Raw genomic sequence first — 21,206 nt, 5'->3', positions numbered from 1 at the left:
CTCGCCCGCCTGCCGGACCACCCCGCGAAGCGCCTCGACGAGCTGCTGCCCTGGAACTGGAAGGCCAGCCGACCCGGCGCAGCCCTGGCTCAGGCGGCCTGACGGGGCACCCACGACCTTCTAGAGGCCGACATCACGCGGCAGCCCTGACCTGCGGTGCTGGCCGGATGCTTACCATCCCATGCACCTCGACGAAGCCGAGGACGTCGTCCCACAGTCAGTGTGGGGCGCCGCCCGGTCTCTGGGTGGGACGATACTCACCTGGACGGGGATGGCCGCCCACGGAGCTCCTTGGATAGCCTGTGGCCCTCAAGGCCGATGCTCCTCCCCGCCCAGCCGACGTCCGTGGTGCCCCGCCTCCATGAAGGGCACGGCCGTGGTCCGGGGCGGCCGGTGAGGCGCCGATGTCGACGTAGATAGGGCGATGGGTTCGGGCCGCTCGCCGCGGCCGATGGGATCGGACGGGATGTGGTCGACCATGCGCCTGGGATGAATGTTCCGGCGGCGGCCGGTCCCTGACTCATCGCCGCCGACAGACCGGGCGGTCGCGACGGATAGACAGGGGATGTGCTCCCGGCCGGCGACGGCCGACCCACGCGGGCTGAACATGCCGACGGAGGCACGAAATGGAAGGCCCGGAAGGCTGAAATGGAAATGGAAGTCAGAAAGGCGTGACGTCGGAACGGCTTGCGATGAAGGCCGGTGCTGAAGCCGTCCTGGACCCCCTGGGCACGAGCTGCCGGGGCCGGGCGCGGCGCCGAGATCGACGAGGTCAGACAGGTCGATCTCGGCCGGCTGTAGCTGCATCCCGCCGCAGACGAAGCCCGAGCCTCACCCGGCACCGGCGGCGCGGTCGGCTCATCGGCCGGGGGTGACAGGTAGGTCTCTCGGGGTCTGGTGGGGGAGGGCCGGCGGGGAGGGCCCGGGCGGCGCGGGCGCGGGGCGGGCGGTGGCGCGGCGGTTCCCGCGCCTATGGCTCGGCGGGGGCGGCGGGGGCGGTGACAGCGCTGCCGCCCGCCCCCTCTCATCCCCCATCGATCTGAAAACGTCCCCATCGCGAGGGCGGCGAGGTGGTCGAACGGCTCCGGCGCGGTGCCTGGGGCGATCTGCAACGGCATCGCGGTCGCCTACCTGGGCGCGGACCGGTCCTGACCCTCGGCGCCGTTGATAATGCCGACCGGGAAATCCAAGCTGTTCACCAGAAGGGACAACCCGCGACAGCATCCCGGCGAGGGGGACGTCAGCGCAGTCGGATCGTCGTGCCGCGACGGTCAGACGGTGCCGGGCGGGGCGCACGGAAGCCGCCGATCTCGCGAGGAAGGCCGAAGGTCACGCCCCGTACAGGTAGATGTCGGAGCTGGACCGGACGAGGCTCAAGGCCAAAGTCCCGATCCTGTGGCGTTGCGCGAGCGGCTCCAGCCACCTCGCTGGGATGGCTTCGGCGCCGAACTTCGCGCCGGCGATGGCTCCTGCCACGCAGGCCGTCGTGTCCGCGTCGAAGCCCAGGTTACAGGCGAGGGTCACGGCGTGCTCGAACGAAGGGGCGTTGGCGCAAGACCAAAGCGAGGCGTGGATGGTGTCGGCGCAATCCCCCCCGGGCTTCACGTGGCGCCGCTCGACGCCGCCCCACAGGGCCGTCTTGGCCCTGAGGATGTCCGGATGGCCTTCGAACCGTGGCAGGGCGAGGACAAGCGGGTCTTCGACGCCTTGGAGAACGAGACGCAGGAGTTGCACGAGGTACGAGCACCCGTCGAGACAGACAGCCGAGCCATGCGTGAGCCGACTCTGGGCCTGGGCGATGCGGATCGCCTCCTCCACGGGGACGTCGAGCGTGAAGATCCCCACGCTGGCGAGCCGCATGACGCTTCCGTTCCCAGATGAATGCTCGTCCGTCGATCCGGAGTAGGGGTTCCCGGTGCGCTCGAAGCGCTCCAGAGCTTGTCTCGTCGTGGCCCCGATGTCTACGCACGTGCCCGGCACGCTCGAATACTCGCCCTCCCGATAGTACGCGAGGAAGCGCTGGGCGGCGTCGAGCGGGTCGAACTTCCGGCAGGCCACGAGACTTTTTCCCAGCCCGATCGAGAGGGCGGTGTCATCGGTCCAGCACCCGACGGGGAGGTTGAACGGGCCGCCGCCGGTCATTTCTCGGCGTGCGAGGGGCGGCGAGACGCGTGGTCCAAATTCGAGGCTGCTGCCCAAGGCGTCGCCGACGGCGAGGCCGAGGAGGGCGCCACGGGCGCGATCGAGGATGCCGGGCTTGTCGGAGTCTGTGTCGTTCATGCGCTCTCCCACTTCATGGTCGGCCGGTGAGCCCGGCGCCGTGCACCGGGCCTGGACGAGGGCCCGATGCGGCCCGTGGGGGAGCTTCCGCGGGGAGGGCGGAACTTCAGTCTGCCGTGCGGACCGCGGCCGGCGTGCCCGCCTGCGCACGCATGAGGACATAGATCCAGCCGCCGAGGGCTCCGACGAGGCACGCCACCATGAATGCGGTGGACTCGACGCTCAGCCGCATGCCGATCTGCTTGAGCATGACCTCGGTGGCGTCCTTGCCGCGATAGTAGAACCTCTGCGATCCGTACCAACGAAGGAGGGGGCGCCGGACCGTGGGGAACACGATGAGGGCGGCGATGACGATGTAGATCGCGATCACGGTGGCCCAGACTGGATGCGCGTCCACGAAGTACGGGTTCGGGTCGACGTAGGGCCGCGGCGGGACGGCCGCGATGGCTGTGGCGGACGACGCCACCGCGACCGCGATCCCCGCGGCGGAGCTGTAGATCTTTTCGGCTGCTCGCATTGACGCCACCTGACGATCCGCTTCGAACACATTAAAGGCAGGCCTCAAGCACCGGAACGTCGATCCTGGCCCTCACTGCACAGGTGGACACAGGAGGAACAGGGTGACCCGACTGTGCCTGTCCTGCTCCCGCGCTCGCGACGGGTCGCGTCCTTCCGAAACCGAGCGCTCCGTGCCATCTTGACGCCCAGGTGTAGGCACCTCGCGCGCCCTCCGCTCTCGGTGGGACGTTTCTTGGGTTGCCTGCGTGTGCCTCGTCTCTCACCCCAGACGAGAGCGGTCCCGGTTCGGGGTCGGAGACCCAACACTAGATGTCCAGACTCGTCCTGACCCCTTGGAGAGCCGCCTTCCTTGACGAGGTCAAACGGGCTCGACGTTCCATTCTGCTCATATCGCCGTACATGAAGTTCAACGTCGTCTCGGCGATCCATCGCGAGATCGGCCGCCGGGACATCAGGGTCCGGACGGTCACTCGATGCAAGGTGACCGACTTCGCGGCGGGCGCTTCGGACATCGACGCCGTGTACGCCCTGAGCGGCCTACACGAGGCGGAAGAACGCTTCGAGGTCCGCGTCGATAACCTCCTGCACGCCAAGATCTTCGTCTTCGACGAGCGGATCGCCTACATCGGCTCTTCCAACATCACCTTCTCGGGGCTTCAAAGAAACTATGAGGCGGTCGTCGCTATAGAGGATAGTGACTTTCTCGGTAACCTGACGAAGGAGGCCGAGCGGTACTGGCACGGCGCGACACCCGCCTCGCCGGAGATGCTGGACGGTGCGGTCGTCAAACTTCGGTCGTACGTGAGGACGACTTCCGTCCATCGGGTCACGGAGGAGCACTACCTGTCGCCTCCGCCTGTTGACGACAAAGTCTCGGAGCCGACCATCGCACAGGAACAAGCGCTGGAGGAGTTGGCCGAGGCCGAAGCTCAATCGGAGGCGCGCGAGCCATCCTTCGTCGGTGTCCCGCGGATCACCGAGGTGACGCAGACGAGGCAGATCGAGCTAGTCGAGGGTTTCGCAGGCTTGCTTTCGATCCTTCGTTACCGCTTCGGCATCGAACTGGACCATCGCGAGCACGGCTTGGCCCTGGCAGTCCACATCCTCGATTTCGGGACATATGAGAATGCCTGTCGCAGCGAGGATATGCGCGCCCTCATCGACGACGCGGTCCCAAAAACCGTCTTTACGGCTTTGCGTGGAATCGGACGGGCCATCTGGGACTTCGGCGTGATGGCCATCGCGTCGCGTTCGGGTCTCCTGAGACGCTTCGGCCCTGCTGGAGCGTCCATGTTGGGCAGTGCGGCCCTGTCCCGTGGGTTGCTCGACGTCCTCTGGGACCAGAACCTGTTGGATCCGCCTTGGTTCCTGTACCTTGAGGCGCAGCCGAAGCCTGCGAAGACCTTCGCCGCGTTTCGGTTGTTCGGGCTCGTCGCGGTGTTGCGCGGGTCCATGGCGGCTACTCGACTGGTGGAGGAGTTCTTCAACCCGACGGACCTCTTTGGCGACGACCTTGCCGAGACGTCCGACCTGAAGGGTTCGAAGATGATGTTGCAGGAGGTGGCGCATGCTCGCGGCCGAACGGTCTCCTATGCTGATCACGCGTCGATCGGTGAAAGCCACAACTCTACGTGGACCTGCGAGTGCCGAATGGGCGGGATGCCGCCAGCAGGAGGTGAAGGGCTGAGCAAAGGTGCATCCGAGTCCGATGCCGCCTCAAGGATGCTTCGCCACATGTGGTCCGACCCGACTTGGCGGACATCTCTTCTGCTCGAGAGACAACGAGCAGCTGACGTCTCCAAACGCTCCGGCCCTTGGCGCGTGGTGATCGACCTGCCCGATGTCGACGAGGTTCGTCGGATTTGTGATCTCTTCCGCGTCGAGACCAACCTCGATTTTCCCGACGAGGTCGTTTTCCCCGCGTTCGTCGATGGGCACCTGAAAAAGAAGCTCAGGTTGAACTTCGACAACCAGGCGCTGGCGTACATCGGATCCACCGCCGTCAACGTCGCGGTTTGGCTAAACGCCCACCGGCGTGGCCTGTCTCGTCCGGAGGACTTTCTCAGGCAGGTTTGGGGCCAGCTGGGTTCAATCGTGAGAGTCGACGCGGTTTGGACGTCAGTCGATGTGAACAGGACCTTCACCGACGCCATCCGGACCACCGTCATCCAGGCGCTCGCAGGCGGTCTGGTCGTCCGGTACGGAGGCGCTCGTGCGATAGAGATGGTGGACGAATTCATCGGCAGGATCTCCCACACCGAGGCTTCGGTCACGTCCGTTGTCTCGACCGGTACGGACGTTCTCGTCACCACCTCCCCATCCTTCCAAGACGGGATGAGCTACACGGAACAGTTGCAACGCGTGGCGCAGGCCTATGCCGAGCTCCCCAGGTACGGCTCCACCCAATCAGGTGCGAGGCATGCGCCCGTCTTCGTCAGCGTCGTAAGTCTTCTGGGTCACAGCGCACGAGCGGAGGGGACGACCAAGAAGAGCGCTCGCAATCGTGCGGCGTTCGAGCTGCTGCTCAAATTGAAGCAAGAATTGGGTGAGGGAAGGCTCGCTCCGACAACCCCGGCGGCGGTCGAGGCGGCTCCGGCTGGGATCGTTCCAACCACGTCCTCGTGACGCCGGCTCCCGGACCGATGTCGTGCGTTCCCGTCGGCGAAGGGGTCATGACGTCATAGGCTATCGGTCGACCGAGCCGCTGGACGCAATCCGTGAACCGATCCATGCCACAGGCGCGATCGACATGCAGCATGGTCGCCCGCTCGATGAGGAAGGATCAGGGGCCCGTTCGCCATGGGACGACGTTTCGGCTGGCGGTCACTGACGCGCCTAGGCTTCATACGGCTCAAGGATGGGAGAAGGCACGATCGCGGCGACGGCGCGTCTGGCCACAGAAGCCTCCGCTCCTCGTCGGATCGCGATCAACTTTTCCCGATCGTCGCCCAGGCAGGACAGGAGCAACACGTCGGGAGCGCTCACGACTCGCTGTGGTTCTGTCAGGTGGGCCTCGGCAAGTGCAAGGTAGTCCCCACGGCTCAAGGAAGCACCGCATTCGCGGGCGAGGTCGACCGTCGCTCCTGGAACACCATGGGTCAAACGGACCAGCAGTCGCTCGATGCGTCCGGCTATGTCGAGGCCAGGTACTACGAGCTCAGCGACCCGCGCCGCTGCTGGGATCATGTCGCAGGTCCTGCTAGTCACGTTCCTCACCGCACCGGCCGCACCATCCCCGCCGCCACCGAACTGCAGCATGGACGTTTCGATGATGTCCATAGGTTTGCCCGCTATGAAGAGAAGCGCGGCCACGGCTTTCTTGGCCCGGAGAGTCGGCGCCACCTCGTCCGTCGTGTCCCAGTGCAAGGCGCCCATCACCTGTGCGGGAACGCCCAGCCTCCTGAGCTCCCCCACCCATGCCTGTGGCTCCTTGTGATGCGGCTTGACGCTCTTCTTGTTCGAGGGGAAGTGGCATCCGTCTAGCTCGACCGTTGATTGGACGGCGACGAGCAAGGCCGGGTCTGTCACCTCGTCCGTCTTCAGCCCCCGAATGGCGCGGACCAGCCTGATCACACTCGCGACTTCGATGGATCCCTCACCCGCGATGCGCCCCAAGAGGGTGAGAGCAACTGTCCCATCGGCACGGGCTTCAACGAGATCGTGCGCACGCAGGCCATCCAGGCTGCTAGCGAAGGCCCCCCGGTCCCACACCCAGTTGTCGTCCCCCCGGCGCTGCAAGAACGCACCGAAGCTGGCCTCGAGGAACGCCACGACGTCGCCCGGAGCGATCGATCCGCCGAACGATGCCACGCTCGCGATCACCCGAACGATCAAGGTCCGCATGTCTGTCCCTTTCCGAAGGAAGCGCGACGTGACGTCCTCCGGCTCCGCAGTGACGTACCGACGCCAAAGGTCGTCCTCGAGGACGGGCGACGTTGCCAACAGGTACGACGTGCCGCGGTCGGCGTAACCGAGCCTTCCTGCCCGACCCACGAGGTTCTTGTACTCCGCGACCGAGTAGGGCACCGGCCCATCCCGTCCAGGGTGATGCAGACCACAGATCACGACCGAGTTCGCGGGCGTGTTCACCCCCATCGCTAAGGTGGTCGTCGCTGCGATCACGCGCAGGCCCGAGCCGGGTCTGCGGAACTCCTCCTCGACGATCCGGCGCTCATCCGGTGTCAGGTCCGAGTGGTGGAAGGCCACGCCCCCCGCCAAGCACGCGCGGAGCGCGCGCGTCGAACGGGATTGATCCCTTTCGGGCAGAGAGGCGACCGCCTCCGCCGCCGGCGGCAACTCGAGGGACGCGGCCAGATATGTGGCAGAGCCGCTAGCTTCGCCCTTGAGTTCCCTGAAGACGATGACTTGCTGTCCCTCGTCCACCAAGCTGCGGACGAGGGGGATGATCCAGTCCTTGTTGCTGTCGGTCCGTCGTAGGCGGGACACCTTCGCCGTAGTCGTAATCTCTTCTCCGGATCCCCCCACCAAGTGCCGGAAGCTTCCGTCCCAGAGGATCAAGCCCTCGTCGAGGGGGACAGGTCTCTCGATGTGGCGTAGCAGGCGAGCGCCGAGCCATCCCGCGAGGGCCGCCGCGTCGCCAACGACGGCCGACAAGGCCACTATCTGAGGCTCGGCGCCAGTTCGCTTTCGCATGAGAACAAGGGTAAGTAGGAACTCTAGGTTTGCGCCGCGCTGGATGTCCGCGAGCATCTGTGCTTCGTCGACGACGATAACGCCGACACCGGACAGAACATGCGGGAAGCGGACCGCGACTGCGCAGAACTTCTCGTACGTGAGGAGGGCGATGTCGTACTTACCTCTCAGTAGCGGACCAACGTCGTCCGTCTCCCCTGTAGCTTCGAACGTTTTCACCCCATGTGGGCCGTACAGTCGTGTGAAATGCCGTCGCTTGTCCGCGACCAAGGCCTTGAGGGGCAGAAGGAAGATGGCGCGGCGGTTTGAGATGACCGCGGTCAGAGCCGCGAGTTCGCCGACCATCGTCTTCCCAGAGGAGGTCGGTGCCGAGACGACGAGGTGCTCACCCCGAAGTATCCCGTAATCGTTGATCGCTTTCACTTGCAGGTCGTTGAGCGAGGATATCTCCTTCGACCAAGCCGCGACCAGACCGGTCGGGAAACCGACTCGTGCGAGGCTTGACGGGTCAGGGTCCACATAAGCCCGTGCAAGCGCGGGGAACCACTGCTCCCATCGCGCTCCGCGTATGAAGACGGGCCAACGGACGTCGCCCTCGATCGCCGCTCTCACGCCGGGTAACTGTCTCTTGCCCATCGCGACCGCGGAGGCTTGCACCCGCGAAACCACGTGGGCGATCAGCCGCGTCAACGAGACATGAGTTCCATCCATGACCTCGGGCGTCCCGGACAGCGCATCGACGAGCGCGCTCGTGAGAAGCCCGTGGCCACGTCTGTCGTCTTCCCAGGCGGGTTGGTCCGCTGCCGACGCGGTGAGGATCACTCGGCCCTCGCCGGCCAGCGCATCGAGTCGGAATTCGGCGGAAGACGCGTCCCTACTTCTGATGTCGACCTTAAGGACCTTTGCTCCCATACCGCCGGAGAAGCAGCAATCGAGCACGAGGAGGAGACGCCCGGCCTGGATGTTGGTGAACTTGCGCTCGAGCTCGACAAGCGACAGCGCCGTCCCCTCGAGATCGTCGAGGTCAGTGTCATGCGTCACAAGCTTGTGATCGTCGGTGCCGTGGCCGGAGAAGGCGACGAAGACCGTGTCGTCAGGGTGGCACGCCGAGAGGGCATCCAGGTGTCGGATCACCGCCTCTCGAGTGGCATCCGCATCGGTCAACAGAATACAGGAGCCGCCAAGGGTGTCCTCGAATAGCGCCGCCAAGGCCTTGGCATCTCGCACCGCGCACGTCAGGTCACCGATGCGCGGGGAGAGATGGCGATCAATGCCAACGAAAACGCCGTGGAACGCCATCAAGGATGGACCCAGCGTGGGGCTGATGAACGATCCACGAAAGCGTGGGCCTTCATCCTCGCTGGTGCCCGCCCGGGTCGGGGCCTAGCGTCCGCCCGCGCCACGCCGCAAGCTGTCATCGGTGATCGACGCGAGCTGTTCCCGGCGAACCGTCGCGACGCGGGCGGCCAAGCGGCCGGTCTCGACGAGCTTCTCGTGCAACTGCCTTGCCGCTTCGTCGACGGCGTTAGCTGTCTGAGGGGAGGCGGGACCTGAACGCCGGGCGGAGAGTGATCTGCTGCGTAGCTCACCCATCATCATTCCTCATCGAACTGCCGGACGATCGACGCGAAGGCCTTTTCGACTTCGTCGATGGCCTGCTCGAACAAGGACCTGGTAGCTTCACTATCCGTTAAAATGGCCGATCCGTCCACCATCACAACGAGGAAAGGCCCCTTCCTACCCGATATGGGAACACGGAGGCTCCAAGCCAAGTCGCGCCAAAGGAGGCGACGCAAAGAGGAGTCCGCCTCTCCCGTCAACTCCAGGTCGCTCGAGAGCGGGTCGCGTTCGAATTCCGCCACTCCACTGGTCCAAGCCAATCCCGCCAGGGACGAAGCGATCGGGATCACAAGGTCGCGGTCGGGGTCGTCCTCGTAGCCGACCGCGTGGCTCACCTGAAGGGACCTCCTGTACTCCGCTCGTGGCATGGCGACCGCACACCGGACCCTACCCGACCCACCAGGGGAGGCCAGGACTTCCGTTGACCCGGCCAGGGCACCGACGATCAGGTCACGGACGTTACCGCATGCAGTCCTGTACACGAGCGGGAAATCGAAGAGGCGTTTCGAAATCTCCGCTCTGGCGGCATTGGTCACGTTGGCCAGTTCCCGCCGGATCCGATGGGTCCCAACGTCGAAGTCCATCGTCCCGATGCTGGGCCTCATCGTTATGAGCTCTGCCCGTCCGATGGCGCGTGTGCTCAGCGTCCCGGCTCCGAACAAGGCCGTCTCGACCAGCGCCATGGGCCAAGACGTCAGATCGGGCTTGGATCCGGCCGAGCCCGGTGCCGGCAGGGGCGCACCGATCTCGAAGCCGATCGTGAGCGCGTCGGCGTCGAGCTTCCGTTCCTCATCGAACGGCCACGCCGGAAAGTTGGAGACCACGCCGCCGTCGACGAAGATGCGATCACCGACGCGCCATGGTGCGAAGACAAATGGGAGGCAAATCGAAGCCGCCACGGCATCGGCAACCGGTACGTCGCCGTCGACGTCGTGGGAGAACAGCTCGAGCTTGCGTTCCGTCAGGTTGGCCGCGACGATCTTCAGAACGGGCCGTTGCAGGCCGTCGAAGTCACGCATGCGGACGATTTGCCGTGATCCGACGCCAAACACTTGTTCCGAGAGGATGCGATCCAGGGCCAGCCGGAAAGTGTCGAGCTTCGCCAAGCCGCTGGTCATCGCCGTGGCCAAGCCGAGGATCGTCACGAACATCGCAAGCCAGGTGACTCCGATGCAAGCGTCGGCCGTCCAGCCGAGGAACGGCGATAGTGAAAGCGAGATGAAGAAGGCTAGGGCGAAGACTGCCAGGAAAAGGTACGGCCGTCGAAATCCGGCCCGCAATGGCGAGACCAGGAAGCTCCTCACGGCGGTGATCCGGCACCACCCTCCCGTCCCGAAGAGATCCGTCGGGGCCGAGATCGAGCTCTCGTGCGCATGCAACCGGTCGATGACGCTGGCTCGGGACGCTGGGTCTATGAGTTCGTCTGCCCGAAAGCCCGCGGCGGCCAGCGCAGCGACGATCGCGCCCGCCGACGTGCCCGCGAAGCCGCGAAAGTCTACCTTGCGCTCCTCGAGCGCCTTGAGCGCGCCGACATGCACGAGCCCCTTTGCGCCACCACCGGCGAAAGCCACGAAGATCCGGGGTCGGAGCGCCGAAGTGGGCTCCGGATCCTGCGACGATTCCATTGAGGGTGCGTCCCTTTTGAGGTTTTTGGTAGGGGCGGTGTCGACAGGCGGCGTGTCGCGCCACGAAGGTTCGACGAGGATCGCCAGTGAGGTCCGAGGTCTGGCCGTACCATGACATAGCCCCTTTGGACGAGGGCCAACTCCTGGCCGACGCCGGGCGCCTGAACGGGATTCCGGGCACGATCGTCCACGGGCGGTACGACATGCCGTGCCCGGCGCGCTACGCCTTCGCGCTGCACGAAGCGTGGCCCGAGGCCGAGTTCCACCTCGTCGAGGGCGCCGGGCACGCGTGGCCCGAACCCGGCATCCTCGACAAGTTGAGCCGGATCATCTCCTCCGTGTTCTTCTTGCGGCTGTAGAAGTGGGTGATCTGATTGGCCGACAGCTCCAGCGCGGCCGTCATGATGAGCGACCCCTTCGATCGCTGGTGCTGAGGCACGACCCGGTGCGGTCCCGGCTCCTCCAGCATCACGCCCTGGCGCATCCTGATCGAGAAGGGCCCGAACTCGTCGATCGAGAAGAAGGCCTCATCGGCCGACAGGCCGGACAGAATCGCTTGGACCGCCTCCAACTTCATCACGTAGTCGGGATCCTGGGAGGTCAGCACGACCCGTGCCTTGCGCCAGCGATATCCCGCGGCTTTCACGATCGCCCTGATGGTGTGCAGCCCCGCCGGATGCCCCTTGAAGGCGAGCACGCGCGAAAGCTCGGGCATGATCCACGAAGTCCGGTTGATGCCATGGAGCGAAGGGGGCTCATGGAGGAGGGCGAAGATCGCGTCCTTCAACGTCTCGTCGGCCACCCTGCGGTTCGCCCGAGGACGGCGCGAGTACAACGCGGACGCCCCACCTGCGGCGTGCACTGTGCAACGTTTGCGGACCGTCCGAGGACAGACATCCACGAAGGCGCCGACCTCCCGAGCGCTGATCCCTCTCGCTCGGGCGATCACCGCCATCGTCGATGCCCAGTCTCGCGGCGCTCCGCGCTTCATGCCATTGATCAGGGTATCCAGGTCGCGAAGAGATGAGATGGCTGGCCCGGCGGTTTGGAGATCGATGTCGCCCACCGACGCGGCTTGCATCCACGTGAAGGCAGCTCTTCGGCGCTCTGCCTTCGCGTCGAGACGCAGTGTGACGCTGATCTTCCGCGGGGCCAAGCCGGCCGACGAAACCTCGTCCTGACGGATGACGCGATGCTCCGACCGGAGCTTGTAAGCATGGGGGTACGGGCGATTTCCTCCGGTCAACGATGCCGTGCGGTGATTGCGGACCTCGATCTCGATCTGCAACTCCTCCGCTCGGAGAGACCGCACGCATCGCCAGACGGTGCTGTAGCTGCCGCTATAACCGTCTTCGAGCCGAAGCCGCTCGAAGATCGCAGCGGCGGTGGAGGGCGACGAACGTCCCGTCTCGGCTTCCAGCATCGTCCGGATCGCCCCCATATGAGGTCCCAATTTCGGCGACGACCCTGCCCGCCGACGATAAGGCAAAGGCGCCGGGTGGGCCAAGATCTTTCGGACGGTGTTGCGGCTGATCCCGAACTCGCGCGCGGCCCCGCGGATCGAGCACTCGCCCTCCCGCACCTTCCGCCTGATCGCCTGCCATCGCCCCGGGTCCTTGTGCATGACGATCTCCTGCGGACCGGGCGTGGCACGTCACTTCCAACGCTCTCCGGGCCGCTACCGCCGACAGGACGGGAGTTACGGCTCTCAAGCTTTTGTGATGAATGTATCCTCTCCGCAAAAACCTCGGACAGCGGGAGGGACCGGTTTTTCTTTGTCCTTTCCGCAACTTGCCTGCGCCGAGGTCCTGCCCGAGGTCGGCGCGCGTCCGGTGAGTTCGGGCCTGAGTTTGGCACCCCCGTCGATGACAAATGACGCCCCAGGACCCAGGCTGCTTCATTTTCGACGGACTGAAGGATGTGGATAGGACTACGGAACAAGCAGAGCGGGTGAGTTCCATCGCAGCGCGAAAAGATGAAGCGTGACAGGTGAGGGGCTCGGCGCGACAGTCAGTGCCGGGGGACTTGCTGACCTCGCCTCGCCCCCGGCTCGATGGAAGTTTTCGCCATGGCCGACGATCCTGCTCAGCCCGACCAGTCCCTGCTCGACACCACGCCCTACGGGGCGGGTCCGGACGCCTCGATCGCTGACCCGCAGGAACGCGCCGCCGTCACGCACCATTCGGTGACGGTGAACGGCGCCGCGATACCCTACACGGCGCGGGCCGGCCACCTCACGACCGTCGACCCGTTGAGCGCGAAGCCGAACGCGTCATTCTTCTACGTGAGCTACACGGCGGACGAGCGCCCGACCGCGGAACGGCCTGTGACGTTTTTCTACAACGGGGGGCCCGGCTCCTCGGCGGTGTTCCTGCTGCTCGGCTCCTTCGCGCCAAGGCGCATCCGCACGAACCTGCCCGACTTCACTCCGCCAGCCCCTTACACGATCGAGGACAACCCCGACACGTTGCTCGACCAGACCGACCTCGTCTTCATCAACCCCGTCGGCACCGGCTATTCGGCCGCCGTGGCTCCCAAGGTGAACCGCGACTTCTGGGGCGTCGACCCGGACGCCGAGTCGATCGTCGGTTTCATCAAGCGCTACCTCAGCGCCTACGACCGCTGGAACTCGCCGAAGTTCCTTTTCGGCGAGTCGTATGGCACTGCACGGTCCTGCGTGATCGGTTGGAAGCTGCACGAAGACGGCGTCGACCTCAACGGCATCGTGCTGCAGTCCTCGATCCTCGACTACAGCCAAACGGGCAACCCTGTCGGCTTGCTGCCGACGCTGGCCGCCGACGCGTGGTTCCACGGGCGCACCGCCATCGTGCCGCCACCCCCTGACCTGCCCGCCTACATGGCAGAAGTACGGGCCTTCGCATCCGGCCCCTACGATCCCGCGCGGCGCGCCTTCCCCAAGGTCGACGAGGCGGTGCTCGACGCGCTCGCCCGCGATCTCGGGATTGACCGCAACGTCCTCATCTCCTGGGGGCTCGACGTGTCGGCGGGCAATTCGATCGGGCTGCTGTTCCTCACCGCGCTGCTGCGCGACCGGGGCCTGGCGATCGGCGGCTACGACGGGCGCGCCACGGCGGTCGACACGGGGATCGCCGCAACGATCAGCCCCAACGCCGGCAGTAACGACCCCACGCTGACCAACGTCGGCGGCGTCTACACCGCCATGTGGAACCAGTACCTCAACGACGAACTCAAGTTCACCTCGACCTCGCCTTTCACCGATCTCAACGACCAGACATTCCAGTTCTGGGACTTCTCGCACATCGACCCGACGGGCGCTCAGAAGGGCAAAGACGCCGACGGGAACACGGTGCTCTACACGGCCGGTGACCTCGCAGCCGCCATGGCGCTGAACCCGGACCTCAGGGTATTCCAGGCGAGCGGCTATTATGATTCCGTCACGCCGTTTTACCAGACCGAGCTAACTCTGGCCGCCATGCCGCTCCTCGACACGCGGGCGCGGGCGAACCTTCAGATCCACACCTACCCGTCGGGGCACATGGTGTATCTCGACCCCGGCTCGCGGACGGCGATGAAGGCCGACCTCATCGGCTTCTACGGCTCGGCGGTGGCGCGCGCGACCACCAATGCGCGGCTGCTCGCGGCGATCACGCCCTTCCGTTCCTTCATCGCCTATCCGCCGGTACGGGGGCCCCTGGAGGCACGCGACGCGTCTGCCCGGCCGTGGAGCGTACCGGAGCTTTGCGCCGCCTACCGCTGGCCCAAGGGCCTCGCGGGCGGCGGGACTATCGCCATCGTGGAACTCGGCGGTGGTTGGCTCCTGTCCGACATGGAGGTTTTCTTCGGCGGGCTCGGCCAGCCGCTGCCCTCCATCACCGATGTATCGGTCGACGGCAGCGACAACGCGCCGGGCGGCGAGGCCGACGGCGAGGTGGCGCTCGACATCCAAGTGGCGGCGGCGGCCTACTATGTCGCCACGGGCCAAGCCGCGACACTGCGGGTCTACTGGGCCGGCAACGCTCCGGGGGCCATTGCGGCCTCGATCCGCCGTGCCGCCGCCGACGGCTGCGACGTGTGCTCGATCTCCTGGGGAGCTGCCGAAACCGTGTGGGAGCGGCTTGAGACACAGACCGGTACAGACTTCGTAGCCAACATCGAGGATGCCGCGATGGCTGCCACCGAGGCCGGCATGGTTGTCTTCGCGGCGGCGGGCGACAAGGACTCGTCCGACGGCGGCGGCAGTCCCGCCGACGTCGACCTGCCGGCAGGCTGCCCAAGCGTGGTGGGCTGCGGCGGTACGCGCAAGACGCGCGGCACCGAGACGGTGTGGAACGACCGGCCGGGCGACCCGGCGGGGGACGGCACGGGCGGCGGCTTCTCGCGGCTGTTCCCCATGCAGGACTGGCAGGCCGGCGCTCCGATGGGGCCGGGCCGCCTGGCGCCCGACGTGGCAGCGGTGGCCGATCCCGAGACGGGCTACGAGGTGGTGGTGCGGGGGGACCGCACGGTCGTCGGCGGCACGAGCGCGGTGGCGCCGCTCTACGCTGGCCTCTTCGCCGCCTTCGGGCGCAAGCTCGGTTTCGTGACGTCGCGGCTGTGGTCGAACCACTTGGCGTTCACCGACATCACGGCTGGGGACAACGGCTATTTCCGCGCCCGCGTGGGGCCGGATGCCTGCACGGGGCTGGGCGTGCCAATCGGCGACAAGATTGCGGCGCTGTTCGAGGCTCCCGCGATGGCGGAAGCGCTGGCCGCGAGGGCGGACGAAGCACCCGCGATGCCGCGCGGCTTTTCCGGACGGGTCGTGGTAGAATACTGTGACGGGGCTGCATTCAGCATGGAGGTGGGGTGAAACGGCCACCGCCCAAACGGCTCGAAGGACCATCACCGAACGCCAGATGAGCGATTAAGCGGAGATGACGATCTCCGCCCTTTTCTGGAAGTCGCGAGCCCGTCAGGCGTGGAGCATCAGCTTCTGGACGCGCCAATTGAGCAACTCCCCGACGTAGAGGACGTCCTTGGCCGGGCAAGCCATCTGGTGGATCCAGCCGAACTGCTTCGGCTGGCGCCCCGCCTGCCCGAGCACGCCGAGCACCTTGCCGTCGAGCGTCATCTTATAGATGCGGCCCGGGTAGGCGTCGGAGCTGTAGAGCACCTGGTCGGGCCCAGGCGAGATGCAGATCGCCCAGGGCGAGCCGGGCGCGAAGGTGCCGGCCGCGATGGTGCCCTCGTCCGGCATGTCGCCGATCACAGGCCGCGCGCCGGGCGGGACGGGGACGTCGATGGTGAACTGGCGCTGGAAATTGCCTTCCCCGTCGAAGACCTGGATGCGCCTGTTGCTGCGGTCCGCGACGTAGACGAGGCCCTGCGCGTCGACCGCGATGCTGTGGGGCGTGTGGAACTGGCCCGGACCGGTGCCGCGGTCGCCCCAGGACTTCACCCAGTTGCCGTCCCGGTCCACCTTCGCGACGCGCGAGTTGATGTAGCCATCGCTAATGTAGCTGTTGCCGGCGGCGTCCCAGGCCACGTCGGTGACCTGCCGGAAGTAGCCATCGATGGCAGGGAGAGGCGGATTCGGATGCTTCAAGGGCCCTGTGAGCTCGTCCGCGGCCTCCTGCTTGCGTCCGAGCACCATGGCGACGCGGCCCTCGGGCGTGAACTTGATGACCATGTCCGAGCCCTTGTCGGTGACCCAGACGTTGTCGGCCGGATCGACCTTGACCATGTGGGCGAAGGACCAAGCGTAGAGGTGGTGGCCGATCTCACGCACGAAGCGCCCGTCGGGGTCGAACTCGAGGAGCTGAGCGGCACCCGCGCCGTAGGCCGGACCCGTCGTGTTGCCGCGGGACAGGATGAAGAGGTGCCCCTTCGAGTTCACGGCGACGCCGGAGCACTCGCCGAGGAACATGTCAGGCGGCAACTGGATGAGATCGGGCACGGACTCGTAGGCGATGGTCGGCACCGCGTCGGCGAAGGCGCTGCCCGGCGCGAGCGCGACGCCCGCCATGGCGGCGCCGGCCGCCTTGAGGAAGTGTCGCCGATGCCAAATCCCGCTCGGCGTGTCGCCGCAGCACGGGCATCCCCCGAAACGAAGGCTCATCGTTCCCCTCCCTCACATCATGGGGCCCGGCTCGTCGCGTCCCGGCCCCATGATGTGAGGATAAGCGGCTTCCATCGATCGGTCGAACGTCCTGGTCTTGCGCGATGTGATCGTGACCGTCTCAGCCTCGAAGCCCGCCCGACCTTTGGTTCACCGTGCGCGCGCGTCGCTCAACGGGTGGCCGGACAACGCTCTGTCGAGGCCTCTATCACTTTCCCGACGAAGCGCGGGACGTCGAGATCCAAGTGGCGCGCGAGGTCAGCGGCGCGGTCCACGAGGTCGTCGGCGCGGCGCGGATCCCAGATGATGTCTCCGCCCTCCCACCTGTCCAACTCGTCAGCGGTAAACCCGACGACCAACTTCACGATCCCGCCCTCGGACCGAAGCCGGCGGTTGCGGATGAACGTCCCAAGCTCTTCAGCCGTCATCACCGAGTCCAGCACGTTTCGGACGCTATACGACGGCGTGAACCCCGCCTGGCCGGTCAGCCACAACCTCGCATCGTCCGCTCCGATCTCGGTGGACTTGGCGTACTTCGTGGCTTGAAGCCGATCAGCGTCGACACGCTGCGTGCACGCCCGCACCACATCGTCAGGCACATCGGCGAGAAGCGCGATCTCGCGGATAGAGAAAACCTCACCCTCCATCAACTCCAACTTGAAGCGAGCGTAGGCTGCATCGGCAATAAGTCGGCAGACGCCTTCGGGGGTCATGAACGGGAGCGGGGTGTCGCAAATCGCTGAATGCTTGCCCGACCGAGGAGCATGAAAGCAAAAGGACTTCAACCTGAAGACGACATCCCGCATGTCATCCGAAGGGCTGAGGTGCTTGACGAACTCGTACGCCTTTTCGAAATCCCTGAAGATCTCGAAGCGATGTAGGTGGACCCGCGAAGCGGGTTCCTGCATGAACTCGCCGAGATGATCTGGATTGTCCTCAAGCCTGAACCCGATGAAGGCTTCCGCTACAGGCAGGCCGGCCGTGATCGTAATCTGGTCAGCCTCGACTAATAAAATCTCGGCGAGTTCCGTGTGCAGCTTGTCACGAGTGATCCCACCCAACCTAGAATGATGTAATTCCACTTTGATCTCCACGCCTCAAGTCACCACGCTGGGGTTGACGAGACGATATAGTCTCGGCGGCGGTGGCCCGAGATCGTTCTGACCCTCGTTCTCGACCGGATCTCCTGTTTTCTTCGCCGATCCGTCAGGGTTTGACCTGGGATGTCAACGACGGCGCTGTACGGGCTCCCGGAACGCCAAGAAGACCGACCCGTGTGATTCATGCCCCGATGCCAGTCTGAAAATGGGAGTTTGGACGGGGAAGGGATGAGATTGCCTCACCCAAGCGGATCATGCCTGATCGCAGTAGTCGCCCGTGACGTTCGATAAAATCCTGCCACGAAAAGACTCACGGTCACGGCGCGCCCTTCTTGGGCGTCACCCGCCAGATCGTACCGTTCTCGTCCTCGCCGATGAGGAGAGTGCCGTCGCGCATGACGGCGACGCCCACCGGTCGGCCCCACACGCGCCCGTCTGCCCCGACGAAGCCGGTGGCGAAGTCCTCGTACTCGCCTGTGGGCACGCCGTCCACCATCACCACTCTGACGACCTTGTAGCCCGTCCGCTTGGCGCGGTTCCAGGATCCGTGCATCGCCACGAAGGCCTGACCGGAGTAGGCCGGGCCGAGGGCGGCCGGGGCACCGACCGGCGGGTCGTAGAAGTTCATCGTAAGCGGGGCGGAGTGGGCCTGGAAGAGGACGTCCGGCACGATCGTCTTGGCGGCGAGGTCGGGCCGCTCGCCGCGATGGCGCGGGTTCTCATGGGCTCCGATGAAGAACCACGGCCAGCCGTAGAAGCCGTCGTCCTGGAGCCGCGTGACATAATCGGAGGGCAGGTCGTCCCCGAGGCCGTCCCGCTCGTTCGTGGAGCAAAAGAGCCCGCCGTCCCGCGGCGCCACCGCGAGCCCAACGCAGTTCCTGATGCCCGTGGCGAAGACCCGGCCGTCCTGCCCCTCGGGGTCGAAGGTGAGGACGTCGGCCCGCCGCGTCTCGTCGCCCCAGGTGGCCCCGAGTGGAAGCTTGGCGACGGCGGCCTTTGGCTCGGCGGGGAGATCCTCGGCATCGTTGCTCTGTGAGCCGACCGAGACGAACATCCGCTTGCCGTCGGGGCTGAAGGCGATGTCGCGGGTCGAATGACCGCCGTCGCTGATGTCGAGGTCGACGACGTGCTCGGGCTTCGGCCCCGTGAGGTCGCCTTCGTCCGTCTCTGCCACGAAGACGACGCCGTTCGGCGCCACCCGGATCGTCCTCGGGCCGGTAAGACCCTTGGCTCAGAGCGACGCCGAGAGGCCATCGGGAACGTTGATGTGGGGATCCTTCAGCAAGGCTGCGTCCTGGGGGCCGTTGCTGGCCGACGGTGTCGCATAAGGCGGAGGGAGATCGCCTGGTCGGATGAGCCGGATGACGCCCGGCGCGTCGGTGTGCCAGTCACCGAACGCGGCGGACCCGGTTGGCCGGGAAGGTTCTCGGTCGCGTGGGCCGGTATTGTCAGGATCGTCAGGGCAATGAGCAGGTTTCGCATGGCGGAAAGGTAGGGCGGCGTGCTTGCGGAGGCGGGTCGTGTCCCAGGACGTGGTGTAGGTGCCCGGGTAGCGGAGACGCCCGTCCGCGCGCCATCCACAGCGCTGTAGCGGACGGGCGTCTTCGCGGGAGGTAGCCATCGGCGGTCGCCGGCTAGGGTCGGGTTGCGAAGACCAACCTGAACCGAGAGACGCACCGATGACCGACGAGATGATGAGCCTGCGCGGGCTTGTTGAGAAGAGCGCCGACGCGGATGTTCTGCGCGAGATGATCGGCTTTGCGGCCGAGCGCCTGATGGAGATGGAGGTGGGCGCCCTCACGGGAGCGGCGTTCGGGGAGAAGAGCGGTGAGCGCCTGGCGCAGCGCAACGGCTACCGCGATCGGGACTGGCAGACGCGGGCCGGCACGGTCGAGCTGCGCATCCCGAAGCTGCGGAAAGGCTCGTACTTTCCCGGCTTCCTTGAGCCGCGGCGGATGGCCGAGAAAGCGCTCACGGCGGTGATCCAGGAGGCCTACATTCAAGGCGTGTCGACGCGCTCGGTGGACGACCTCGTGCAGGCGATGGGCGGTACCGGCATCTCGAAAAGCCAGGTGAGCCGGCTGTGCGGCGAGATCGACGAGCGCGTGAACGCCTTTCTGGACCGGCCCATCGAGGGCGACTGGCCCTATCTGTGGCTGGATGCGACCTACGTGAAGGTGCGCGAGGCCGGGCGGATCGTGTCGGTCGCCGTGACGGTGGCGGTGGGGGTGAACACCGACGGGCGTCGCGAGGTGCTGGGCATGGACATCGGCCACTCCGAGGCCGAGACCTTCTGGACGGCGTTCCTGCGCAAGCTGGCGCGGCGCGGGCTGCGCGGTGTGAAGCTGGTGATCTCGGATGCGCACGAGGGGCTGAAGGCCGCTGCCACGAAGGTGCTCGGCGCCACGGCCCAGCGCTGCCGCGTACACTTCATGAGGAACGCGCTGGCCCATGCCGGCAAGAGCGGCCGCCAAGTCGTCTCCGCCCTGATCGCCACGGCCTTCGCGCAGGCTGACGCTGAGGCCGCCCGACAGCAGTGGCGCCGCGTCGCCGATCAGTTCCGTGCCAAGATGCCCAAGCTGTCCGCTCTCATGGACAGTGCAGAGCAGGATGTGCTGGCCTACATGACGTTCCCGGCCGCGCATCGAACCAAACTACACTCGACCAACCCGCTCGAACGCGTCAACGGCGAGATCAAACGACGGACCGATGTCGTCGGCATCTTTCCCAACGAGGCCTCGATCAAGCGGCTCGTGGGAGCTATTCTGCTCGAGCAGAACGACGAATGGACCGTCCAGAGATCCCGCTATATGACGCTGGAAAGCATCGCCCCGATCGGCGATAGTGACACCGTCAGCCTGCCGACCCTGGTGGCCTGACTGTCCCGGCCCAAGCCGGCGACCGAGGTGGCTCCTCAGGAAGCTACACCACGCTCAGGGACATGATCCCGGAGGCGAGCCGGAGGTCATCGACTCGGCTCCGAGGATGGGGACTGGACGGGGGCACGAACCGCTGGCGGAAGGGAGTTACGGATCTCACTTTCTCTTGATGAATATCACTTCTCCCCATGGACCTCGGTCAGGAGAGGCAAGAGGAAATTCCTGTTCAAATACAATGCCTTGATCGATCCGAGGTCCAGCCCGAGGTCGGTCGCGACCCTAATGAGTTCGGGCAAGACCTCGGTCATAAGGCACGGGGGTGAAACTTCCCGGTGCCCTGCCGCGGCTTCTCACAAAGGAACAGGGATGCTCGCGCGATCGCTCGGATCCGAACGGCGTGGATGGGTGGACAGCCGACTGGCTGCTTTCGGGCATAGTTGGGCCAAAGCAG

At 65.9% G+C, this 21,206-nt stretch carries 10 protein-coding genes and 1 pseudogene; 4 read left to right on the top strand and 7 right to left on the bottom strand.

Going from position 1 to position 21,206, the window contains the following annotated elements; genetic code table 11:
- Positions 1-1,329: 1,329 nt before the first annotated feature.
- Both D3273_RS19505 and D3273_RS19500 read right to left on the bottom strand, forming a co-directional pair.
- A complete protein-coding gene (locus D3273_RS19505; protein ID WP_129228567.1) occupies positions 1,330-2,280 on the bottom strand; it encodes an ADP-ribosylglycohydrolase family protein in 951 nt (316 codons plus the stop codon).
- A 106-nt stretch (positions 2,281-2,386) separates the two neighbouring features.
- Positions 2,387-2,797 (bottom strand): hypothetical protein, encoded by a 411-nt coding sequence (locus D3273_RS19500; protein WP_129228566.1) that lies wholly within the window; start codon positions 2,795-2,797, stop codon positions 2,387-2,389.
- A gap of 311 nt (positions 2,798-3,108) precedes the next feature.
- Between D3273_RS19500 and D3273_RS19495 the strand changes: the two genes are divergently transcribed.
- The gene (locus D3273_RS19495; RefSeq protein WP_129228565.1) at positions 3,109-5,424 is read left to right on the top strand and encodes a phospholipase D-like domain-containing protein; all 2,316 of its coding nucleotides are present in this window, start codon (positions 3,109-3,111) and stop codon (positions 5,422-5,424) included.
- A gap of 210 nt (positions 5,425-5,634) precedes the next feature.
- Here the strand turns inward: D3273_RS19495 and D3273_RS19490 are convergent, their stop codons facing one another.
- Entirely contained in the window at positions 5,635-8,751 is a 3,117-nt protein-coding gene (locus D3273_RS19490) for a DEAD/DEAH box helicase (protein WP_129228564.1), read from the bottom strand.
- A gap of 296 nt (positions 8,752-9,047) precedes the next feature.
- The gene (locus D3273_RS19485; protein ID WP_129228563.1) at positions 9,048-10,697 is read right to left on the bottom strand and encodes a patatin-like phospholipase family protein; all 1,650 of its coding nucleotides are present in this window, start codon (positions 10,695-10,697) and stop codon (positions 9,048-9,050) included.
- A gap of 125 nt (positions 10,698-10,822) precedes the next feature.
- Here D3273_RS19485 and D3273_RS29295 point away from each other — a divergent pair.
- Together D3273_RS29295 and D3273_RS19475 are read left to right on the top strand one after the other, a co-directional pair.
- Positions 10,823-11,056, top strand: a pseudogene (locus tag D3273_RS29295) (hypothetical protein); the annotation flags it as partial.
- A gap of 1,709 nt (positions 11,057-12,765) precedes the next feature.
- Positions 12,766-15,528 carry a S10 family serine carboxypeptidase-like protein gene (locus tag D3273_RS19475; RefSeq protein WP_207210836.1) on the top strand — a complete coding sequence of 921 codons (2,763 nt, stop codon included), beginning with the start codon at positions 12,766-12,768 and terminating at the stop codon, positions 15,526-15,528.
- A 102-nt stretch (positions 15,529-15,630) separates the two neighbouring features.
- Here D3273_RS19475 and D3273_RS19470 read toward each other — a convergent pair whose 3' ends face one another.
- The 3 genes from D3273_RS19470 to D3273_RS19460 all read right to left on the bottom strand — a co-directional run bounded on the left by D3273_RS19470 (position 15,631) and on the right by D3273_RS19460 (position 19,074).
- Complete coding sequence (locus D3273_RS19470; protein WP_129228561.1) at positions 15,631-16,776, bottom strand: peptidyl-alpha-hydroxyglycine alpha-amidating lyase family protein; 1,146 nt, start codon at positions 16,774-16,776, stop codon at positions 15,631-15,633.
- Between the two features lie 170 nt (positions 16,777-16,946).
- A complete protein-coding gene (locus D3273_RS19465) occupies positions 16,947-17,870 on the bottom strand; it encodes a hypothetical protein (protein WP_129228560.1) in 924 nt (307 codons plus the stop codon).
- Positions 17,871-18,192: 322 nt separating this feature from the next.
- A complete protein-coding gene (locus D3273_RS19460; RefSeq protein ID WP_245501284.1) occupies positions 18,193-19,074 on the bottom strand; it encodes a PQQ-dependent sugar dehydrogenase in 882 nt (293 codons plus the stop codon).
- 481 nt (positions 19,075-19,555) lie between these two features.
- Between D3273_RS19460 and D3273_RS19455 the strand changes: the two genes are divergently transcribed.
- Positions 19,556-20,755: an IS256 family transposase gene (locus tag D3273_RS19455; RefSeq protein WP_129228559.1), complete on the top strand. Its 1,200-nt coding sequence runs from the start codon at positions 19,556-19,558 to the stop codon at positions 20,753-20,755.
- Positions 20,756-21,206: the final 451 nt, after the last annotated feature.

The sequence above is a fragment of the Lichenibacterium minor genome (assembly GCF_004137685.1).
GTDB lineage: Bacteria > Pseudomonadota > Alphaproteobacteria > Rhizobiales > Beijerinckiaceae > Lichenihabitans > Lichenihabitans minor.
Note: the sequence above shows the minus strand (reverse complement) of the source record. Positions and strands in the feature narration are given on the sequence as shown.

Bases quoted from the DNA above. Each gene is read 5' to 3' on its own strand.
- D3273_RS19505 (WP_129228567.1), bottom strand. From the start codon at position 2,280: ATGAACGACACAGACTCCGACAAGCCCGGCATCCTCGATCGCGCCCGT.
- D3273_RS19500 (WP_129228566.1), bottom strand. From the start codon at position 2,797: ATGCGAGCAGCCGAAAAGATCTACAGCTCCGCCGCGGGGATCGCGGTC.
- D3273_RS19495 (WP_129228565.1), top strand. From the start codon at position 3,109: ATGTCCAGACTCGTCCTGACCCCTTGGAGAGCCGCCTTCCTTGACGAG.
- D3273_RS19490 (WP_129228564.1), bottom strand. From the start codon at position 8,751: ATGGCGTTCCACGGCGTTTTCGTTGGCATTGATCGCCATCTCTCCCCG.
- D3273_RS19485 (WP_129228563.1), bottom strand. From the start codon at position 10,697: ATGGAATCGTCGCAGGATCCGGAGCCCACTTCGGCGCTCCGACCCCGG.
- D3273_RS19475 (WP_207210836.1), top strand. From the start codon at position 12,766: ATGGCCGACGATCCTGCTCAGCCCGACCAGTCCCTGCTCGACACCACG.
- D3273_RS19470 (WP_129228561.1), bottom strand. From the start codon at position 16,776: ATGAGCCTTCGTTTCGGGGGATGCCCGTGCTGCGGCGACACGCCGAGC.
- D3273_RS19455 (WP_129228559.1), top strand. From the start codon at position 19,556: ATGACCGACGAGATGATGAGCCTGCGCGGGCTTGTTGAGAAGAGCGCC.